This is a genomic window from Paenibacillus sp. FSL K6-2859 (genome assembly GCF_038008265.1).
Classification (GTDB): domain Bacteria; phylum Bacillota; class Bacilli; order Paenibacillales; family Paenibacillaceae; genus Paenibacillus_AQ; species Paenibacillus_AQ nitricinens.
The window spans coordinates 4116354-4135937 of record NZ_JBBOYU010000001.1 but is presented as its reverse complement, the minus strand read 5'-3'; the positions used below and the strand labels follow the sequence as shown (position 1 = coordinate 4135937).

Sequence of the window (19584 nt, the reverse complement as noted above, 5' to 3'; positions counted from 1 at the left end):
AGGAATTTAATAGAGAAAATGGTATAATTAAAAAGTCTAAAATTCATTGATATAATTTTAGGCAATAGTTGTTAGAGGAGGCGTTCATTATGAAAGATAAAAGAATTTATATTATTAATGACTTCAAGGGGATAACAACTAATTAACAAAGTTGTTTAGTGTTTCCCCGAATTTTGAAAGGGGAAAATTATGGTTAAAGAAAATGTAAAAATCGTAGAATTAAATGCAGAAAACTGGTACGACTGTTGTAAATTAGAGGTATCAACAGAACAAAAAGAATACATGGAACCTAATGCCATATCAATAGCTCAGTCAAAGTTTGAGCCTACTTTAAAGCCATACGCTATTTATTTTAAAGACATAGTGGTTGGTTTTTTAATGTACAATTCTGTTCAAGAAGAACTTGATGGTTATTGGGTTTATAGAATAATGGTGGATAAGAAATTCCAAGGCAAGGGTATAGGTAAAGCTGCAACTAAGTTAATGATCTCAGAGATGGTTAAATTATCGAATTCAAAAAAAATTGTTGTTGGTTATCATCCTGAAAATTTGGGAGCACATAATTTATACTCGAGTTTGGGATTTATTGATAATGGTGACAGGTTCGGTAAGGAAATGGCAGTTATTAAAAATATAACCGAGTGACAGATGGATAGTATTTCAAAAGGACCATTCTTTGGTCCTTTCTTATTGTGTATAGGATCACATTAGTAGAATAGCGGTTTATTATTTGTTCAAGTAATGGGCAGGATAGTGAGCAAAGGATAGATTGATGGAAAATGGTAAGTATTAGATTGACAGCATATTGTCGAGTTATGCGGATGCAATCATGAATATAATAGACAAGCTAGAAGATTCTAGATTATGAAGGATTAAATTTAATGGAGCGTGCCTATGAAAAATATATACAATGAATTGCATACAGCAGAAATACTGAACCGTATCGAGAATTTAAGTCCAAATTCAAAACCACAATGGGGAACAATGAATGTTGCTCAAATGTTGGCTCACTGCTCAGCATTTCAAGATATCGCATTGGGAAATTCCTTTCCCCCTAGATATTGGCTAGGAAGGTTAATAGGAAGGTTCGTGAATTCTATTTTCTATAATGACAAGCCGGTACCACACAATATGTCAACAATTCCGACCATACTTATTGTAGATGAAAGAGACTTTATGACAGAAAAAGAAAAACTGAAACAAAAGATTTTAACTTTCCAAAGAAACGGTCCGGAGAAATGTTCATCCCATCCGCATCCTTTTTTTGGCAAGTTTACTCCTGAGCAATGGGGTAAAGGGATTTATAAACATCTAGACCATCATTTAAGACAATTTGGTGCTTAGTATTTTTTCACAATGATTAATAATTGTTCAGTTTAGTGCAGTAACACTGCTTCGTTGTACTAACAGGACTCGATAGAGGAATAGCGGTTGCTTCGGCAGCCGTTTTTTATTTGTTCACTAACGGTAGTATAGTTCAATTATAGTTGTTTTTTATTTCCATATTTGAAGTTTGAATATTAAAATGGAACTAATTGAATTGATAAGGGGTATTAACAGGATGAACAAGGGTAGAATCGTATTTTTAAACGGTGTTACGAGTTCTGGAAAAACATCAATAGTAGATGCTTTACAGTTAAAATCACATGAATTTTTTTATGTTGTTGCCAATGACCTTTTTGAAGAAATGATAGGTGAACGTTATCTTCGTGAAGATTATTGGAAGTATTTAAGTGAAGCAATTATCATGATGTATCATACAGCCAAATTATTTTCTGACCTTGGTAAAAATGTGCTTATTGATGGCATTATGGTAGATAGACCTGAGTTGAAACCACATTATGAAAAAGTGAACAATATATTTTCCGGGTACCCATTATACATTGTTGATGTGTTTTGCCCTTTAGACATTTGCCGTCAAAGAAATATTGCACGAGAAAATAGAACCGAAGACCAGTCTGATTGGCAACACAAAATCATGGCAAAAGATATCCGGTATAATTGTAAAGTCAACACACATTTAAACACTTCCGAAGAATGCGCAGATTTGATTTTAAAAAGTATATTTGAAGATGAAGTTTGAATTATTATGTCCGAGGTGACACATTCCGGTAACGGGGAAGGTTAGTATGATAGCGGTTGCTTCGGCAGCCGTTTTTATTTGTTCAACTGTGTTCAGGTTAATTTAACAAGGAGCTTATTTAAAGATGAAATTTGAAGGGAGAGATGAAATGATAGAATTATCTAAAGAAAACTACGCTCACGTTCTGCCACTGTTGAAAAATCTTGCATATGAACCTGTGTTTGCATATTCCGTAATTGAGCGAAATCAATCTGGAAAAGTGTTCGTTGATCATAACGAAAATCCTACCTGCAGTCTTATTATCAATTCATATGGACAATATCTTTTGGTTAAGAGGGGCGACAATGAATGCTTCATGAGTGATGTAGTTGAATTTTTGCGGAATGATCAAAATCATTCAAAATACTACGATCTTTATGCTTCAACACCGGAACTACTGTTTCAAATTAGCGAAAGTTTAGCGGGAAAGACTGTATTATTGCACCGATCTTCTTTTACATTCCAGCTATCCAAATTCCAACATCTAAAAAAACTAAACGCATTGCCAGAACAATTTGTTATGAAACGGATGGATAAAGCGCTATTCGATAAATACAAGAATGAAATGGACGCTTCTTATGATTCGCTATGGAGTTCGGCACAACAATTTGCGGATCGAGGATTTGGTTACTGTCTTATGGTGAATGATGATTTTGCAAGTGTTTGTAATTCTTATTTTGTAGGTGGAGGGTATGCAGATATCGATATCGTAACCGTGGATGAATACCAGAATAAAGGGCTAGCAACACTCACGAGTGTAGCATTTATCGAACATTGCCTGAACCATAATCTAGTGCCGAATTATAATTGTGACGCTGGCAATGAACGATCGATACAGCTAGCGAAAAAGTTAGGGTTTGCAAAAAAATATGATTTTCCAATGTTATGGTGGCATCAGGATCAGAGTATAATTAGTGATTATTTGAAAAGATTCAATTATTAAACTTTCCAAAATGACAGAAGTGAACCCGTGATAAAACTATTATTAGATGAAAATACAGGGGAGGTTTAGCTATGACGATTAACCGTGAGACCATTCTAAACGCAATTGTATCAGACCTTGGAATTGAAGAATATATTTTAGCTATTTGGCTAGAGGGTTCAGATGGTACTAAAACTTTGGACGAGTATTCTGATATCGATTTGGTGTGCTATGCGAAAGAAGGCTACATAGATGCTGCATTCACCCGATTGGATGCCTGCATGCGTCAATTAGGAGAAGTAGATATTGCTTATGAAGAAACCGGTCGACCCACAAATAACCGCTACAAGGTTTACCACCTACAGGAGTCAGCAGATAGTCTCTTAGTTGACGTGACGATCCAAAGTGAGAGTGTCCCTGTTTTATTCATTAACGAAGACAAAACCGTCGTACCAGTTATATTGATAGATAAGACAGGTATCGTGAAGTATCAAAACGTTGATCATACGACTCACCATTCACAACTTCAATCACAATTGTTACATGCTCAGGGTATTTACAGTCAAAGGAACCGAGCTGTTAAATATACAAAACGCGGGCTTTTTCTAGAGTCGTTGATTTACTATCATAAGTATGTTGTGAATCCACTTGTAGATGTACTTCGGATAATCTATACACCATTCCAAGCTGACAGCTTCTTGGTTCATGCATCTCGGGATTTTCCTGTCGAAGTGGTACTAACCTTGGAAAAGCTATATGGTGTAAAAACCGTAGAAGATATAGTGGATCGCATCGAATTGACAGACAAGTTGTTTCGTAATGCCGTAGCAGAGGCTCATGTCATGCTATTACAATCTAAAGAAGGCGAAAGTTTAGCGGATACCAACCCATAAGCATTACATGGGCTATTGTGAGTGATCGCAGATATATAAGTACGGAAACGCTAGTATTATACTGATAGCTATAGGATTGCATTTATGTAGTATTATAGTTTCGGCCATACACATCGAACTTTTAAACAAACAAAGATCCAATTATAGATCATCCCTTCTTAGAAGATCCGTCGATAGACAAATCCCCAACCTCTATAACGATATGCTTGAAGGTGCCTTTCTTACGATTAATATGTTGAATGGTGAAAAGGGCAGTGGCTTATGGTGGGAACAAAGCGCGAATCCGTCTGGACGGAAAATCAATTAGACCTGTTCACCCTGTACACGATCAAGGAGCAGAGTATCTTGTTGTATGGTGAGTCCCATCTAGACAATATTCCATCGTACTCGAAGGAAGAGTTCATTAGTTTTTTTAGGAATATGCCAAGTGCATGCGGAAGTTTGGCAAGGGGAATAGTCTACATTCCATCGACTGGCTCCTATTAGCTTCTAAATTTATAGCTTGGTGGCAGGAAGGTGTCATCTTGTCTAAAAGCCATGCAGCAGATTGGGGGCTTTTACATCTTAATAGCGGATGGAAAGAGACTGTTTTTCCATTGTCGATTCACCGAATGAGAGTAATGAAAGAAACTCCGAAAACCCATTATATATAAGGGGTTTCGGAGTTCTTTTTTTAGAGTCAACCCTGCGTAGGGCTGGTCTTCATTTCATGGATTTTTTGGAGTGTATGAAGACACTTTGTTTTCTCGTCATCGTCCTCTGTGTGGAGATACCACTCTACAAGCCTGTACCCGAATATGAGAAGGATCATTTCGAAGACGCAATTATCGGCGATAGGGGATGCATCTGCATACTCCGAAAAACCTTTGTAATACGCAGGGATACATCGTTGGTAGTATTCGACCATGTGTTCGATATCCGCTTCATCCGCAATCAAGCTTGCGAGATCCTCACCCAGGTAGCCCCATCCGCATGTATCCCAGTCGATGAGCGCGATTTTCCCGTCGGCATAGATCAGGTTGGTCACCCAGAAGTCCCGGTGGCATAGCACTATGGGCAACTGCTCGATGCGGGCGAGTATCTCATCTGCGTGCTCATCGATGTCGATGAGCACTTGCCGCATGTGCTGCGGGAATTCACAGTCCTCCGAGCGTATATAATTGTAGACGACTGGCCACGACCGGTAATGCAAATACGTATTCTTCATGAGATCCGCATGGCTTAGGTTTGTCAGGCTCTGCAGCACAGCGGGCTTCTCCGCATACAGCTTGCCTTGATAACGGCCTAACTCCAGCGCGGCCTGTTCATACATGTCACCGGTTAAGTCTAAACCGGTTACGCCATCGATATATTCCACCCACAGCTGAAATTCATTTTCTTCGGCGTTCATCTCCGCATGGTAACATGTTGGCCAGCGGAAGGTATCCGAGAACGTCGTTCCCAAGTCAGACATATAGAGATCATATTCCCGGCGCCAGGAATTCGGATCGTTGTAACGTTCCCATTTCTTTTGAATTTTCAGCACGATATGGTACGGCATTTTTTCACCATCCGCTGTTTCGGCGATCCCGTTTACCAGGTGCACATTTCCTACAGTTCCACCCTGTAACGACATAGTTTGGAAGTCAGCCGAGTTAATATCCTTCTTGAACTGTCGGCTTAAGGCATAGATCAGCGTTTCAAATTTAATATTCATTTTTTCCATCCTCCATTTTTCTTCGTTTGCTTGCTTGACATAGCTATCGTTTTATTTCGAGCCCTCTTGTCGATGAGGTAGCTTGTTTTATCCTGGACATACTTGTGCTCATGCTGCTGGGCAACATAATACTCCCACCGTTCAAGCGGCAATGAGCCGTCGGCAAGCGCTGCGAGAACGGCACAGCCCGGCTCGCTCTGATGGCGGCAATCTGCGAACCGGCATTGCGGGAACCATTCCTCCACATCGGTAAAGCTTGCGCGTATGCCTTCGCCGGCATCAAAAAGCCCGAGCTCACGCATTCCCGGCGTATCGATGACCATCGTACCGGAGGGGAGCATGAATAGCTGACGGTGCGTTGTCGTATGCCGCCCCCGGCTATCAACCTCCCGGATCTCCTGAACTCTCATTACGTCCTGTTCTATCAATGCATTAAGCAGAGACGATTTACCGACGCCGGACATGCCGAGAAAGACGACTGTTTTACCAGGCATCAAGTAGTTAGCGAGTTCGTTCAGCCCCAGGCCGGTATGACTACTGATCGCATGGACTGGCACATCAGGGATACTTTGTGTAACTTCTGCGAGCGGGAGATTATAATCTTCAACGAGATCAGCCTTGGTCAGAATGACGACTGGCTGACTGCCGCTCTGCCTGACTTGTGTCAGGTACCGCATGATGCGGGTAACCTTGAAATCCCAATTCAGAGAAGAAAGAATGAACACATAGTCAAAGTTGGTTGCAACGACCTGTTCCCGTACGGTTTTGGCGTAACCTACGGCATGCCCTGAGTAATCTGCGCGTGAGAACTTGGAACGGCGGGGCAGTACAGTAACGATGAGCGAATCTCCGCTCTCGTTGTAGTGCAGCAAGACGAAATCACCGACGCACGGAAAATCTACGCGTGTTTCCACGTTGCGATAGAATGCTCCTTTGAGCACCGCCGTTACTTCGCCGCGCTCGGTCATGAGCGTGAAGCGCTCGCGCCGAAGCTCTGTCACCCTGCCGGGCAATAATCCGTCGGGAATTGCTTCTATTTCTGTATAGCCATAGGTTTTCAGATTCATCATAGTTTTTTTGTTAGCTCCTTTAATGTTGTTTTTGGACGCAAAAATGCCACGGACAAGCAGCCTCTAAAGAAGCTGCTGTCACGCGGCATCAGGACGCAAAAAAGACACGACCTTCATCGTATCCTGCAAACAGCAATATTCACGAAAGGTTACTTCGGATGGCATACCAAATAATAGGGAGCGTTTCCCCGCTTTTTTCGCGTATGCCTACTATTCAGTTTTAAGACCAAACCACCATATAAGTAGTTGCCATTAAAACACATCTCCCTTCGTGTCAGGAACTTGCTTATCGCTAAGCTTTCTATAAAATAACCTATTATGGAAAAAAAATCAATGCATGACAGCCCAGTTTGTCGGCCTGCTTCATCGAGTCTGCCGTTCATCAAGAACCCGCGAACATTAAAAGTCAGTGTGAACGCTTCCTCAAGCTGTTTGAAGGAAACGGCGATGGTATATCAAAGATCAGCGAAATTGCAGAAATCGACAAGATACTCATTGAATACTAATAATTCATCATTCGACTATACCAGCTAATAGCTTGTCAAGATTACCAGTAAAATGAACTTAATTCATGTGGTATAGTAAAAAATAGGCATGTCAAATAACCCTCCAATCCCTTTATTTTGGAAGGTAATACCAATATAAAATGGTCAGGCAATGCGGAAGGATTTTTTACTTTTAAGGACATAATGCCAATGAACCAGCTTATTTGCGCATGCAATTAAAGCTACTTTATGTGGCTTTCCTTCGCCTCTTTTGCGATCATAAAAATCTTTAAGTCGCAGATTACGAGAACGGATGAGTCCACACTGGACGGCCATAACTAGCGCATAACGAAGTTGCCGAGAACCACGTTTGGTAATTCGATTCCGTGTTGCCGTAAACTTTCCAGATGTGAATACACTCGGGTCAATGCCTGCAAAGGCTACTAGTTTCTTTGGATGATCAAAACGGTCGACTCCTCCAATTTCCGATAAAATGGTTGCAGCAATTTTAGGACCAATACCGGGAATCGACTGGATTAAATCATATTCTTCCATTTCTTCAGTGAGAGCATCTATGTTCTCTTCCAATCGAGATAGATGCTCTTGGTACTGAAGAATGAGCGAAATCAAAACTCTCAGGTTAACCATGTGACTAGAGTACATAGTCTGCAGAAAAGGATTTTGTTTTGCCGCGTTTAATAGACGCGTAACTCGCACACAGATCCAATTCTCTGACCGCCCTCGTCTTGAGGAAAGTAGTTCTGTGAATTTGGACTTTAGCATTTCTTCGTCCGATTGCAATACCAAATTTGAAGTTGGAAACTCATTTAAAAATCGAAGTGAAATGTTAGAATAGATGTCCCCGAAAACACCTTTGTACGTAGGGAAAACTTGAACAAGAACAGTTTGAAATTCGATTCACCTTCCTAATTTAGATTTACCGGCAGCCCCTGTGATTTCCTCTTGTCGCTCCATAGCATCACTTGTTATACGGGATCTCATGTCCCAACCAGCCTCAATCATGGTCATGACAAGTAGGGGTGAACATTATAGCGCTCGGGATCAAGTCCCACGGGCAGGTACGTTCGACCCGGCTACCTTAATTCTTAAAGCAAATGAAAAAAGGATCAACCAGAAAGAACTGGTTGATCTCATAATACGAACGGGTAGTTTAGTTCAAACCTATGCAATTAGTATTGTATAATTTTTACAGGAACTGAAAAAGAAAAATTGATAACCGTTGTTTATGACAAAACTTCACGAGATGACGAAATAGACGATGCCGTAATGGATTTATCTAAATTAGATGACGATGACATGATACGAGCCAGTGTAGGAGAATACAGAGATAGCTTTTAAAGAAGCATTTGCACTGATTAAATCCAAAGGAACTGATTGGTATACGAATTTTTCGGAATTATTCCCAACGAAAATAAAGTAAAATAAAAACCGAGATTAAACAACGAAGAATTTTAGTGAAAAGAACGGAGGGCTAAATTGTTGCTGTATCAAAAAATTCAGGACATGATTAAGGAGTGGAATCCCAACGAGATTCATCCACTATTGGACGATGAATACAATGATGAGGTCAAACAAATATACAACTTCATCAATGAAAACCAGAGAAAATGCGGAATTGGTGACCTTGGACAGTACATCTATGTTGTTTTCCAGAAATGCTGCGGGAACCTGTTTGAGAAATCGCAAGAAGAATGCGTTCAGATAGCCAATAAGATAGCCAATAAGATAATCAAATAGTACAGACCATCAACATGTTAAGCTAACGGGACACGATAGCTCAATAGAGATCAGGAGAAGGCTGTCGATGTGGATTACTGTGTTTTTAAAAGGAGATGAGGTTATGCAAGGCTTAAAAAAAGATGTTGTTATATTGCTTGAATCAATTGTTTTTTTGGCTATTGGCTTGTTACTTACTGTAAATGTAGCAAGTGAAATTTATGAGAGTTTTGGAATTGAATTTATAGGTAATGTTTGGGTTAATTGGTTCGGAGTTTCTTACTTTCTTTTTGTACTATACACGGTTATTACTGGACTATTTATTATGAAGAATACTATCTACTTTAAGCAACGTCTGAAATCAAAATTTTTTTGGTTTCTTTTTATTGGTTCAATTTACATAATCTCTATTCCATTTGTAAAAGGAGAAAACCCATTCTAATTGAACTAACGGGCAGGTTAATATGGAAGCCATGTAGAACTTTTACTGTATAAAGTTGGTATGGGGGAATATCAATGGAAAGAGAAGTTACGGAAGCCGAATTTTTAGATATGCTTCAAAATGGGCACAGACACTTTCACAAAATTTGCGTCGAAGCAGGTACTTATCATGAATTTGACTTTTCGGGTTTAATCTTCGATGAGTGTTTGTTTTCGGTTGACTTTGCGGGCTCTAATTTTGAAAACTCTACACTGATGAACTCTAATTTTAAAGCGTGTGATTTCTCCAATTGTGTTTTTAAAGGTGCAGTCTTGTTAGGTAATTCGCTCGATGGTTCGGAATTCAAAGGGGTGATTATAGAGGGTATTACCTTTTTAGAAAATACATATCATTCTATTATCCTTACAGAGCGACATCTAATTGACATGATAATATAAATAATCAATTCTTCAACTTGGGAAACTATAGTTCAATGATGAGATGGTGGCTCCGAGAGGAAGCCCTTTGTTCGGCTAACTGGCAGTATAGTGGAATATAGATTTGGGTTGTATAATCAAAACAGTATAACCATTTTTATCAAATGGATAAATAAGGAGAAAATATGAACACTGAAGATTACAAAGGTAATGATGATTTACAACTGTATGATTCAGTCATAAAGAAATTCGTTATTGACCACCAAAACAAGACCGTTGAGTTTTACTTTCTTAAGGTAATTGAGCGAGTAGACAGAAGTGAGCATAGCTTTACTTATAAAGTAAGGGAAGCAAGGCTGAAATTTTCAGGTGTGGTATATGCGAAACTACCATATTGGATGGAATTTGATGAATGGAGTGAATTTTACCGCTCCGCAGTTATCAAAACTTCAAGTATCCTACAAAGAGTTCCCGAACGAGCACAAAAACATAAAGAACTCCTACATATCTATTTGGGTATAGACAATGGTAATGAATATGCAGAACAAGATATAATCTGCGAAAGTTTTGCAATAGAATTGGAACCAGAAGAGTACATTTTGCATAATGATTTCGACTGGTTATATGTAGAATAATACTGATATGCAATCAACTAACGGGCAGTTATGCGTAACTTCCAGGGAATGTAAACATCTAAATAACGTAAGGAACGAGGAGGCAGACAATTCATGGGAGGAACGAATGTATGGGATGCGGAGTGGGAGGTTAACGAAGAGCAGGCACGGACGCTGATCGGCAGACAATTCCCTCAGCTGTCATCGAAGCAAGTGAAGCGATTGGGCTGGGGCTGGGACAATACGGTTTTTCTCATCGGTGACGAGTACGTGTTCCGGTTTCCAAGAAGAACGATTGCAGTTGGCTCGATTCGTATGGAAGGGAAGCTGCTGCCGAAGCTGGAGGCATATATGACCATCCCCTATCCGAAACCGTTGTTTTATGGCGAAGCAAGTGATGAATACCCGGCACCATTTCTTGGCTATGCCTACGTGCCAGGAGATTTCCCAGTCGGTTTGACGGAAGAACGCCGGGCTTTATCGGCAGAGACGCTGGCGAAATTTTTACGGAAATTGCATGAGTTTCCGGTGCAGGCGGCGCTGAAGTGCGGAGTTCAGCAAGATCATCGAAACTTGACGGACATAGCATCGCGCAAAGTGAAATTGGAGGGCTTTCTATCGAAGGTGGTTGAACACTTGTCGCCGGAGGAGTACGGTGTGATCGAAGCGTATATTAGCAGGCTTCAAAAGGACCGTGTCGAGGCGGTGAATGCACTGCTACATGGCGATCTTCATTTCAAAAATATGCTTGTGAATGAGAACGGGATCGTTTCCGGCATCATTGATTGGGGCGATCTGAGCGTAGGCCATCCGGCTTGCGATTTGAGCGTTGCTTATAGCTTTTTACCACCTTACGCTCGTGGCGTGTTTTTCGAAACGTACGGAGGAGCGGACGAGGAAACGAAGCTGCTGGCGCGGCTGATCGCGGTATACATCCCCATACTGATCTTAATGCAAGCGGTCGATGACAGGAATGAAGCGATTGCGGCAGAGGCGAAATCCAACATCATGCGGGCACTGTCGGATTAGGCTCATTATTTCGTTGCGGCTATGGGGCTATGCCTATCGGCACCATTTTGTCGTTTAAAGGCCACGATAAGGTACGATCCGCCTTCTCTGATGTCGCTTTATGTTGAGGAACACGAAATTCAACAGAGTAAGTCGTTGCGCTAAAGGGACACTATAGTGGAATAGCGGTTGCTTCGGCAGTCGTTTTTTATTTGTTCAACTAACGGGCAGTTTAGTTGAACAAGTTAAGTGGATGTTTTATATCACATATAACGCAAACTGCTCACTAGCGATTTCCACAAGAGTTCTTTTGAGGGTCCCAATATAAAAACCAACAGCTGTCTTAAAATGAAATATAAAAGCCTAGACCACTATTGGTTTATTGAACTAACTTTTCTCGTTATCGTGAGATTTATTAAATCTAGCGATTAGTTTCAGAAAACTGAATTGATTGAATTATTTCAGTTGACGGGTCAAATTGGATTGTTACAAAAACCCCAAACTCGTTACCTACTTTGTTTCTAATCCATAGTTTGAATTTCTCTTCAGACTTTTTTGGTGTTAGTTCAGTACGACCGATGTGCTTGTAATCGATTATGGCTGCGTTGTAATGTTTTTGTGTTTCCTCTACTGCAATTTTACCCCATTTTGCATATTCAGGCGCAGCCTCTATTGAAGCAGTGGGAAACATGAGCATAGCTAAAAACAATATCACTAATTTTTTCATAATAACCGCCCATTTGGAGAAGTTGTCAGTAATATCTCCTACTTTATCCAAATGTATTCATAATTAATTATTCCCGTTAGCTGATGCACAGTACGAAGATATTGTGTAACAAAAAGAAAGCGCGCTTGTTCAACTAACGGGCAGGATAGTTGAATGATTTCGCGAATAACTTAAGTCATGACGAATTTACGAAGTTCGCAAAAAAGACGTTAGCCGAAAGAAGTTCTTAGTTTAGGAGGAGTCTATATGATATTAGAAAAAGTTATAAATAGAATTGTAATACAAAGTGAATATAAGGATTTTGTTGATAAATATATAGATAATATACTTAGCGAATTTAAAGGTAAGATTCATAGCATTTATATGTGTGGCTCGATTCCAAAAGGAACTGCTAAACCTTTTAAGTCAGATGCAGACTTTACTATTGTATGTGTAAATCCCAAAGATATTGATTACGAAAGATTGTCAAATATTAAAGACGGGCTTTTGGAAGAATATCCAGTAGTAACTAAGATTGATACGATAATTTGCTCGATTGACGATGTATTAAGTAAACCAAATGAGTGGGGTTTTTGGGTAAAGATAATTTGTGTTTGCATATATGGTCATGACGTTGGTGAAAAAGTACCACCGATAATTATTTCTCCTGAATTCATTTTAGACTTAAATACAGAGACCAAGGAGGAAGTAGATCGTATACATAGTTTACTTTCTAATGCTAATGAGAACACAATGAAAACTAGATATATTAAAGGTTACTCTAAGAGATTAATTCGTGCATTATACTCTTTGGTTTTAGAAGATACAGGTGTATGGCAAGATGACATTATTAAGATGAAGAATGCCATATTAAACTATTGTGAGATTGACTCCGCTTTAGTTAATTATCTGTATGCTTGTTACTTGGATAGTAATGTACTTGTTGAAGAGTTTCTGGGAATTGCAGATGAAGTATATAGCTATTTTGAGAACGCATTAAATGCAATGGCTGCTTCCAGAACTTCCTTCGGCTAACACCATATTGACGCTCCGGGTAACTCTGAGAAGTGAGTGACCACATCCAGCCCCCTAAGCCCGTCGGGACGTCACTGCATTAGGTGTTCGGCAAGCCTCACAACTATAAGCAGCGACTCTAATTAAAACATAAGACTATTGAACTAACGGGGAACTTTAGTTGAATGATACACATTAAAGAGCAGCCGCTACGGTAGCCTGCTGTTTTCATTGAAGTAACGGGCAGGATAACTTGGACAAGTCACGGAGATTTGAATATGAAGATTGTTAAGGGATGTGTTATTAAAATGAGTCTACAATTGGTGCCATTAAATATTCCATCAGATTGGACTGTCGTATGGAATCATTTTTATGAAATTAATCCCGATGACTTTCATGACGACTCATTTCCTTATGTATGGGAGCTACATGAGGATATATTCTATTTTAGAAATGAAAAGACAGGTTTGATTTTGGATTTAGGATGGTATCCAGCTATGCGTTCAGAGGGTACGTGTACGTATACATTGAATTTAGTGAAAATAGGTGATGAAGAAACTGGACCCGAATATTGGGCTAACCCTATTTTGAAATATTGTTCCCGCAAAATTAACGACATAACAAATATAATTCATGAAGTTCTCAATAAAGAGCAATATGATTCGTCCGAAGCAAAGTAAATCATTAAGCTAGCGGAGAACGACAGTAGAATAGCGGCTGCTTCGGCAGCTGTTTTTTATTGTTCAAATAGCCAGCAGAATCCTTACAATTTGTGGGGCTATAGTGTTCCATTATTAGCATTAGGTTAAGTAATAATATTATGTAAAAAATTGGAACGATGTGGTAAAGTGGAATGATGGGAAAAGTACTCAAATTACAAGCTTCTTCTATAATATCTTTGTGCCAATCCTTGCGTTCCTCGGTATGATACTTTTCGTATATGGGTTTCCGAAAAAAATCAAATAAGATAACTTGTTCAACACGATGTGAGCACATTATGGATTGTACCATAAAGTTACAGAGGAGGTGCTTAGATGGCGGAAAGAAGATATGGAATTGTCAAATGGTACAAAGAAGATCAAGGCTACGGACGGATAATGCTAGACGGGCAGGAAGATAACCATGTTTTTGTACACTTCAGCGAAATACTACCAGACCCTATTAGGTTACCGGACGGCTTTCGGTTCCTTAAAGAGGGTCAAAAAGTTGCATTCGACCTATTCGAGTTTCCGGATATAGTTGATTCTCAGCGCAGGACAGCTAAGAATGTGCAAATATTAGAGGAATGAAGGAATCGAGACGCACTTGATGAATGTATGGACTTTCGGGAATCATAATTAAGCTAACAGGCGACGATAGTTCAATATAAACACGATAAGGCAGCCAATCAGTCAAGATGATAGGCTGCCTTTATTCAAATAACGGGCATTTATCTTCAACTACTAATTATAGTTTTCTTGCTTTAATTACGAAAGTTACAGGAAGCATCTTTGCTTTTTTCGCAAAATCGTCGTTATCGTTCCGGGATTGAATAAGTTCATCATCAGATTGCTCAATCATTTCCTCAATGATAAATCCCGCTTTTGAGAGCGCATTGACATAGGTTGATAGTTTACGGTCAGATAATGTTAGCGTACTTTCGTTAAGAGTTACCGAATACCAAGATTCATCGAAATAACATTTTTTAAAAACAAGCATATCATTTTCTGCAACAACACATTTGTGTATAGGGTGAGACCAACTGAAAATAAATACGCCGTCTACTTTTAGGTAAGATGCAATCCTGCTAAAAGTACCCTCAAGGTCGGTTGTCCAGCCTATAGCATAAATCGAATAAACAAAGTCAAAATAATCTTCAGGTAAGCCACATTTTTCTTCCATGGGTGAACAGATTAATTTTGCTGAAAGTCCGTGATCTGATAAGTATTCTCTTGTTTTTTCGATTTGGTTTTCTGATATATCTATACCCCATAGTTCAGATGCTTTACGTTCCCCGAGATATTGCAATGATTGACCGCTTCCACAGCCTATCTCTAGCATCTTTTTTCCTGAAATATCGCCAAAAAGTTGGCATTTTTCTTCTGAGACGAATGCTCCATATAAAGGAAGTGCGGTTGCTCCTAAAATATCATTTCCTTTTGTATCCCAAAATAAACTGTTAGTTTCATGAATAACATTCTTGTCCATATCGACCGAGATAGCGCTACCAACCTCCCCAGCGCCTATAATATTTGTTCTATAAACAGAATTCTTGTCCATGCAAGTACCATCCCCCAATATAAAAATATTAGCCTAAATATCCTGACTTTCGTACTATTAATTCCCAAATAATGTACCATTTTTCTATGAATACATCTACCTCAAATCTTCCATATAGCATCCATTTGATCTAGTAGACTCATTGCGCTAACCGGACACGATAGTGGAGTAGCGGTTGCTACGGTAGTAGTTTTTATTTGTTCAATTAGTGGGCAAGATAGTTGAAAAAGGAACTCAAATTTAAATCTCGAATATTTATTGAGAACGGATAGCTAAACAATTGATGACAGACAGGAGATAAATACGAGGATAAAAGGTTTCGGAGGAATTTTTTGGAGAACTAAGAATCTTGAAGTTATAAAAAAATGGTACAGTGAGGTCTTGAAGATTGAAATAGATCATTGGAATGGGACTGTGATAAAGCCCCAATCAGGAAATGAGACTATCTTTTCTTTCTTTACCGAGGATGACAGTTATTTTCCAACAGAACAACAAGTGATGTTAAATTTCCAAGTACATAATCTAGACGAGACTATTAAGCATCTTGAGCATATTGGTATACCACTTGCAAAGAAAAAAGAAATTAGTGAATTTGGAAAGTTTGTTTGGATTGAAGATCCTGAAGGTCGACTGATCGAGCTTTGGGAGAAATAAAGAGTTCTAACCAAATCCAACGGTATAACTCCAGAGTTGATGAGTTATAAAAAATGAGTTGACACAAAAGTAGTTAGGAACCATACTACACATATGAACAACAATAATAAAAAAGTAAGTGACATTGAGGCTATTCCCTCGCTTGTACAATCCAAGCGTCAGATTGATCGTTATAACCTAGACATAGACGCACAGGCTATACTCGTCGCGTCAAGGCTAATGGCAGCGGGAGCCATGCTTGGACACGCCTCGGAAATTCATTTCTCTAGATTTGGTTTATCAACAGGGCGTTATCGTTTATTGGCTGATCTTGAAGATAACGAAGGAGAAGAGTTGCCTTCGCAATTAGCGGAGCATTTAGGCGTTACACGTGCAACAGTGACTGGTCTTATCGATATTCTTGAACGAGATGGGCTAGTATCTCGGAGATCAAGCTCAGACGATGGGCGTCAGAAATCAGTCATTTTAACGGAAGAAGGAGCGAAAAAGCTACGCGAAATGGCACCTGAGCATTTCGCTCGGCTGGAAGCAATGGTGGGCTTACTCAATATCGAAGAGCGCAGCGTATTTCTTGACTTGCTAGACCGAGTTACACAAGGCATCTCAGCACTTACGGGTGAACTAGGCTCGAAACCAAAGGGAAACATCAGTAATGAGTAGAATGGGCTAGTGAAGCTAGCCTATTTTTATTCTTATATAGTTAGGTGCCTAATTATATCTCGCTGAACGTAATCGTTGGACTACTTCAAAGAAGAAAGGAGCAAGTAAATGAACCAGATGAAATACCCGAAGCGGACAGATGGTGTTTATGACATCAAGGCTGTCGGTTCCAAGAAAAAGACTTTTGTACTATGGCGTGAAGTTGTAATGGCCTATATGGCTCCCGCTATTATGGCAGGTATCGGGGGATTGGTTACTGCAGATAGGGGGCTTCAAATAGCGGCATTGACCACTATTGGTGGTGCATCAGCTTTGATGGCCTTGATGATTGGCCTTTTGTTGCGTAGCCGAGTGGGCCATTTGAAATGGGTCATCGGTGCACCTCACTTGGTTGTGGTAGGGGTATTCGCAATGGCCGGGTCCTCATTTGGACTATACGCTGCATGGGTGACATCTGTTTCTGTTGAAAGTATGATTCCGAGTAATCACATGGCCTGGGTAAATCGTGTCTGGATCGATTTCCCGTTGTCAGGATTCATAGCAAGCACGATAGTGACATGGCGGTGGCGACTTGCAGTCACAACTAATTTTTCATCTAAAAGGAGAAGTGAGAAATGATAGTTATTATGGGAGCAACAGGTACGATAGGTAGTGCACTTTTGGAACGTTTGGTTGATCTTGGCATACCTGTGAGGGCTCTAAGCAGAGAGCCAGAGAAGTTGCGCGATCAGATCGGAGAAAAAGGCCGATCGACTACCGAGGTCGCAAGGGTGGATGCTTCCGACCCCACATCGCTGCGCCGTGCGTTTAATGATGCTACCCAGCTCTTCCTTGCCATGTCCAACAGTCCAAGACAAATTGAATTGGAAAATTCAATCATTCAGATTGCCGTCGAATCTGGAATCAAACACATCGTAAAAATATCAAGTCCAGCCTTTGAGCAGAGCTCTCCAGTGGCCGTAGCGGGCTGGCATCAAGAAATTGAGAAAACGCTGAGAGAATCGGGTCTCACCCACACCGTATTGCGCCCCTATGCGTTCATGCAAAATTTAATGCGCTTTGCACCAACGATCACAACCCAAAATATTTTCTTCGGCTCCATGGGTGATTCACCATGTAACTTCATTGACTGTCGCGATATTGCAGACGTTGCTGCAGAAGTTCTGACCAACCACGAGGTATCAGGCCATATATATACTCTTACTGGTTCGGAGATTTTCAGTTATCCCCAGATTGCGAGTCGACTATCGGCCCTGCTTAATCGACCGATAAGTTACATCAACATGGAACCCCAAGTACTGCTCCGTAATCTTATCGAGCACGGGAATATGCCTCCTTGGCTCGCGAACCACGTTGTGGAAATTCAAACTATGTCTAGGATGGTGCCAGAAAGTCCAAATGACACTGTGAAGCGCTTGCTCGGCAGAGAGCCACGAACGCTAGACGCCTTTCTACATGAGTGTGTAGAGAATTTCCGGTAGAGGCTGAGTCCACCAATTCTGATATTTGTAACGTTAGCAGCATTTTATTCCGATTTTAGATAAGTCATTGAGCTTACGGAGAACGTTAGTGGAGGAGCTTCCTATAAGGTAGCTCTTCTTTTCTATTAAGCTAACGGGAGGTTAACGGGGATGGGACCTCAGCCGAAATAAAGGAAGACCCGATTAACGACATTCGAAGAATGGAGTAAGGAATTTACAAGTATTTAGACAAACCACTTAAAGCGTTGAGCGTATAGCTGTCAATTACGCTAACGGGAACGATAGCTCAAACACGACAGTCTGCCTTTTGTTCAACTAACGGGAAAATTAACGATATAAGCCTCTTATGCTTAAGTAAAAGAAGTATTCTCATGAATTCTCTAATGTAATTAAATGCAAATTCCACTTCAGTTAATCCATTTTCTATACATATTTTTAATAGTATATTGAGGTAAATAAAGTGATTGTTCATTTTGAGAAATCCGAAATTGCTTTGTCGGTTTTATTTTATGGCTTCGTAAGGATTGCAAAACCATCGAAATATGGGAGTTTAAAACAGATGTTGTGCCGTAGTTAGTTTTATGAAAGGAAGGTATAGGGGTGAGTATTTATTACGCTTCAAGCAAAGAGGATATCACTAAGGATGCACTCCAAGAGTTATTTCTTTCGGTAGAATGGGAGTCTGGCAAGTATCCAAACGAGCTTTTACAAGCAATCCGAGGGTCTCATTCACTTGTTACTGCTTGGGAAGGAGGAAAGCTTGTCGGTTTAATAAATGCTTTGTCAGATGGTGTTTTAACGGTATATTTTCATTATATGCTTATTAATCCGAGTTATCAGAGTATAGGTATAGGTAAGGAAATGATGAAGATAATGCTTGAAAGATATAAAGGATGTAAAACAAAAGTATTAATTTCATATCCTCATGCAGTGGATTTCTATAATAAATTTGGCTTTAATACAGAGGATGGAGCTACACCAATGTTTATCTCAGAGTTGATATGATTGAACTAAAGGGACACGCTATAGTCCGAGAACATTGAACGCCTACACTCTTCAGAACAAAAATGCTAATGACGGAACTAGGCGATACCGAGATAATGGAGATTACGTTGACTATACTGAAGGAATATTTGATGAAACAAGCAGATCGTTTGAAGCCAAGCAGTCTAGGGCATCGCATTCGACATACCTATGTGTGTAAACTCCTTGATAACGGTGCCTCATTGGATTTCATCAAGGTATGCTGAATCATGAGAAAGCCTCAAACGCGCAAATAAACGCACAACTCCGCGGCGAGAGCAAGAGAGAAATGTATCGACGATTTTTTAGCATATTATTGCGGTAAATCCCTTTTTAGAAATCTGCGGCTATTCAACTAATGGGCAGTTTAGCGCAGTGCCGA

General features: G+C 40.0%; 23 protein-coding genes and 1 pseudogene. 19 read left to right on the top strand and 5 right to left on the bottom strand.

Annotated elements, in window-relative coordinates; genetic code table 11:
• Positions 1-189: 189 nt before the first annotated feature.
• From MHB64_RS18470 to MHB64_RS18450, 5 genes are all read left to right on the top strand, one after another.
• On the top strand, positions 190-645 hold the full coding sequence (locus MHB64_RS18470) for a GNAT family N-acetyltransferase (RefSeq protein WP_094873032.1): 456 nt from the start codon (positions 190-192) through the stop codon (positions 643-645).
• A 249-nt stretch (positions 646-894) separates the two neighbouring features.
• Positions 895-1344, top strand: coding sequence for a DUF1569 domain-containing protein (locus tag MHB64_RS18465; RefSeq protein ID WP_341135111.1), 450 nt, complete (start codon positions 895-897; stop codon positions 1342-1344).
• A gap of 217 nt (positions 1345-1561) precedes the next feature.
• On the top strand, positions 1562-2083 hold the full coding sequence (locus MHB64_RS18460) for a phosphotransferase-like protein (protein ID WP_341135110.1): 522 nt from the start codon (positions 1562-1564) through the stop codon (positions 2081-2083).
• A gap of 124 nt (positions 2084-2207) precedes the next feature.
• Positions 2208-3065: a GNAT family N-acetyltransferase gene (locus MHB64_RS18455; protein WP_341135109.1), complete on the top strand. Its 858-nt coding sequence runs from the start codon at positions 2208-2210 to the stop codon at positions 3063-3065.
• A 71-nt stretch (positions 3066-3136) separates the two neighbouring features.
• Complete coding sequence (locus MHB64_RS18450) at positions 3137-3937, top strand: aminoglycoside 6-adenylyltransferase (RefSeq protein ID WP_280786363.1); 801 nt, start codon at positions 3137-3139, stop codon at positions 3935-3937.
• A gap of 679 nt (positions 3938-4616) precedes the next feature.
• On the opposite strand, the gene MHB64_RS18445 is transcribed toward MHB64_RS18450, so the two are convergent.
• From MHB64_RS18445 to MHB64_RS33915, 3 genes and pseudogenes are all read right to left on the bottom strand, one after another.
• On the bottom strand, positions 4617-5633 hold the full coding sequence (locus tag MHB64_RS18445) for an aminoglycoside phosphotransferase family protein (protein ID WP_341135108.1): 1017 nt from the start codon (positions 5631-5633) through the stop codon (positions 4617-4619).
• Positions 5630-6703 carry a ribosome small subunit-dependent GTPase A gene (rsgA, locus tag MHB64_RS18440; RefSeq protein WP_341135107.1) on the bottom strand — a complete coding sequence of 358 codons (1074 nt, stop codon included), beginning with the start codon at positions 6701-6703 and terminating at the stop codon, positions 5630-5632. The genes MHB64_RS18445 and rsgA overlap by 4 nt, the downstream gene beginning before the upstream one ends.
• Before the next feature lie 650 nt (positions 6704-7353).
• Positions 7354-8106: pseudogene (locus MHB64_RS33915) on the bottom strand (IS110 family transposase); the annotation flags it as partial.
• A gap of 582 nt (positions 8107-8688) precedes the next feature.
• Between MHB64_RS33915 and MHB64_RS18430 the strand changes: the two are divergent.
• From MHB64_RS18430 to MHB64_RS18410, 5 genes are all read left to right on the top strand, one after another.
• On the top strand, positions 8689-8946 hold the full coding sequence (locus MHB64_RS18430; RefSeq protein WP_094878855.1) for a hypothetical protein: 258 nt from the start codon (positions 8689-8691) through the stop codon (positions 8944-8946).
• Positions 8947-9013: 67 nt separating this feature from the next.
• Positions 9014-9367, top strand: a complete 354-nt coding sequence (locus MHB64_RS18425) for a hypothetical protein (protein ID WP_341135105.1) — start codon at positions 9014-9016, stop codon at positions 9365-9367.
• Positions 9368-9441: 74 nt separating this feature from the next.
• Positions 9442-9804, top strand: a complete 363-nt coding sequence (locus MHB64_RS18420) for a pentapeptide repeat-containing protein (RefSeq protein WP_341135104.1) — start codon at positions 9442-9444, stop codon at positions 9802-9804.
• A 164-nt stretch (positions 9805-9968) separates the two neighbouring features.
• Positions 9969-10418 (top strand): hypothetical protein, encoded by a 450-nt coding sequence (locus MHB64_RS18415; protein WP_094874695.1) that lies wholly within the window; start codon positions 9969-9971, stop codon positions 10416-10418.
• 93 nt (positions 10419-10511) lie between these two features.
• Positions 10512-11426 (top strand): phosphotransferase, encoded by a 915-nt coding sequence (locus tag MHB64_RS18410; protein WP_341135103.1) that lies wholly within the window; start codon positions 10512-10514, stop codon positions 11424-11426.
• Between the two features lie 400 nt (positions 11427-11826).
• Here the strand turns inward: MHB64_RS18410 and MHB64_RS18405 are convergent, their stop codons facing one another.
• Complete coding sequence (locus MHB64_RS18405) at positions 11827-12183, bottom strand: DUF3889 domain-containing protein (protein ID WP_341135102.1); 357 nt, start codon at positions 12181-12183, stop codon at positions 11827-11829.
• A 195-nt stretch (positions 12184-12378) separates the two neighbouring features.
• Here MHB64_RS18405 and MHB64_RS18400 point away from each other — a divergent pair, with 195 nt between their 5' ends.
• The 3 genes from MHB64_RS18400 (at position 12379) to MHB64_RS18390 (ending at position 14414) form a co-directional block, all read left to right on the top strand.
• Complete coding sequence (locus MHB64_RS18400) at positions 12379-13146, top strand: nucleotidyltransferase domain-containing protein (protein ID WP_094874698.1); 768 nt, start codon at positions 12379-12381, stop codon at positions 13144-13146.
• 257 nt (positions 13147-13403) lie between these two features.
• Positions 13404-13805, top strand: a complete 402-nt coding sequence (locus MHB64_RS18395) for a hypothetical protein (RefSeq protein ID WP_341135101.1) — start codon at positions 13404-13406, stop codon at positions 13803-13805.
• 354 nt (positions 13806-14159) lie between these two features.
• The gene (locus tag MHB64_RS18390) at positions 14160-14414 is read left to right on the top strand and encodes a cold shock domain-containing protein (RefSeq protein ID WP_341135100.1); all 255 of its coding nucleotides are present in this window, start codon (positions 14160-14162) and stop codon (positions 14412-14414) included.
• Positions 14415-14571: 157 nt separating this feature from the next.
• Here the strand turns inward: MHB64_RS18390 and MHB64_RS18385 are convergent, their stop codons facing one another.
• Positions 14572-15384, bottom strand: coding sequence for a class I SAM-dependent methyltransferase (locus MHB64_RS18385; RefSeq protein WP_094878851.1), 813 nt, complete (start codon positions 15382-15384; stop codon positions 14572-14574).
• A gap of 309 nt (positions 15385-15693) precedes the next feature.
• On the opposite strand from MHB64_RS18385, the gene MHB64_RS18380 reads away from it, so the two are divergent.
• From MHB64_RS18380 to MHB64_RS18355, 6 genes are all read left to right on the top strand, one after another.
• On the top strand, positions 15694-16038 hold the full coding sequence (locus MHB64_RS18380; RefSeq protein WP_280786615.1) for a VOC family protein: 345 nt from the start codon (positions 15694-15696) through the stop codon (positions 16036-16038).
• Positions 16039-16131: 93 nt separating this feature from the next.
• Positions 16132-16698 carry a MarR family winged helix-turn-helix transcriptional regulator gene (locus MHB64_RS18375; RefSeq protein ID WP_094878850.1) on the top strand — a complete coding sequence of 189 codons (567 nt, stop codon included), beginning with the start codon at positions 16132-16134 and terminating at the stop codon, positions 16696-16698.
• Between the two features lie 108 nt (positions 16699-16806).
• Positions 16807-17316 (top strand): hypothetical protein, encoded by a 510-nt coding sequence (locus MHB64_RS18370; RefSeq protein WP_341135099.1) that lies wholly within the window; start codon positions 16807-16809, stop codon positions 17314-17316.
• Entirely contained in the window at positions 17313-18179 is an 867-nt protein-coding gene (locus MHB64_RS18365) for an SDR family oxidoreductase (RefSeq protein ID WP_341135098.1), read from the top strand. Before MHB64_RS18370 ends, MHB64_RS18365 begins: the two co-directional genes overlap by 4 nt.
• Before the next feature lie 600 nt (positions 18180-18779).
• Positions 18780-19184, top strand: coding sequence for a GNAT family N-acetyltransferase (locus MHB64_RS18360; RefSeq protein ID WP_094874801.1), 405 nt, complete (start codon positions 18780-18782; stop codon positions 19182-19184).
• Between the two features lie 62 nt (positions 19185-19246).
• Positions 19247-19429, top strand: a complete 183-nt coding sequence (locus tag MHB64_RS18355) for a hypothetical protein (RefSeq protein ID WP_341135097.1) — start codon at positions 19247-19249, stop codon at positions 19427-19429.
• Positions 19430-19584 lie beyond the last annotated feature (155 nt).

Coding starts and splice junctions, on each gene's coding strand:
- MHB64_RS18470 (WP_094873032.1), top strand. CDS start 190: ATGGTTAAAGAAAATGTAAAAATCGTAGAATTAAATGCAGAAAACTGG.
- MHB64_RS18465 (WP_341135111.1), top strand. CDS start 895: ATGAAAAATATATACAATGAATTGCATACAGCAGAAATACTGAACCGT.
- MHB64_RS18460 (WP_341135110.1), top strand. CDS start 1,562: ATGAACAAGGGTAGAATCGTATTTTTAAACGGTGTTACGAGTTCTGGA.
- MHB64_RS18455 (WP_341135109.1), top strand. CDS start 2,208: ATGAAATTTGAAGGGAGAGATGAAATGATAGAATTATCTAAAGAAAAC.
- MHB64_RS18450 (WP_280786363.1), top strand. CDS start 3,137: ATGACGATTAACCGTGAGACCATTCTAAACGCAATTGTATCAGACCTT.
- MHB64_RS18445 (WP_341135108.1), bottom strand. CDS start 5,633: ATGAATATTAAATTTGAAACGCTGATCTATGCCTTAAGCCGACAGTTC.
- rsgA (WP_341135107.1), bottom strand. CDS start 6,703: ATGATGAATCTGAAAACCTATGGCTATACAGAAATAGAAGCAATTCCC.
- MHB64_RS18425 (WP_341135105.1), top strand. CDS start 9,014: ATGTGGATTACTGTGTTTTTAAAAGGAGATGAGGTTATGCAAGGCTTA.
- MHB64_RS18420 (WP_341135104.1), top strand. CDS start 9,442: ATGGAAAGAGAAGTTACGGAAGCCGAATTTTTAGATATGCTTCAAAAT.
- MHB64_RS18415 (WP_094874695.1), top strand. CDS start 9,969: ATGAACACTGAAGATTACAAAGGTAATGATGATTTACAACTGTATGAT.
- MHB64_RS18410 (WP_341135103.1), top strand. CDS start 10,512: ATGGGAGGAACGAATGTATGGGATGCGGAGTGGGAGGTTAACGAAGAG.
- MHB64_RS18400 (WP_094874698.1), top strand. CDS start 12,379: ATGATATTAGAAAAAGTTATAAATAGAATTGTAATACAAAGTGAATAT.
- MHB64_RS18395 (WP_341135101.1), top strand. CDS start 13,404: ATGAAGATTGTTAAGGGATGTGTTATTAAAATGAGTCTACAATTGGTG.
- MHB64_RS18390 (WP_341135100.1), top strand. CDS start 14,160: ATGGCGGAAAGAAGATATGGAATTGTCAAATGGTACAAAGAAGATCAA.
- MHB64_RS18385 (WP_094878851.1), bottom strand. CDS start 15,384: ATGGACAAGAATTCTGTTTATAGAACAAATATTATAGGCGCTGGGGAG.
- MHB64_RS18375 (WP_094878850.1), top strand. CDS start 16,132: ATGAACAACAATAATAAAAAAGTAAGTGACATTGAGGCTATTCCCTCG.
- MHB64_RS18370 (WP_341135099.1), top strand. CDS start 16,807: ATGAACCAGATGAAATACCCGAAGCGGACAGATGGTGTTTATGACATC.
- MHB64_RS18365 (WP_341135098.1), top strand. CDS start 17,313: ATGATAGTTATTATGGGAGCAACAGGTACGATAGGTAGTGCACTTTTG.
- MHB64_RS18355 (WP_341135097.1), top strand. CDS start 19,247: ATGCTAATGACGGAACTAGGCGATACCGAGATAATGGAGATTACGTTG.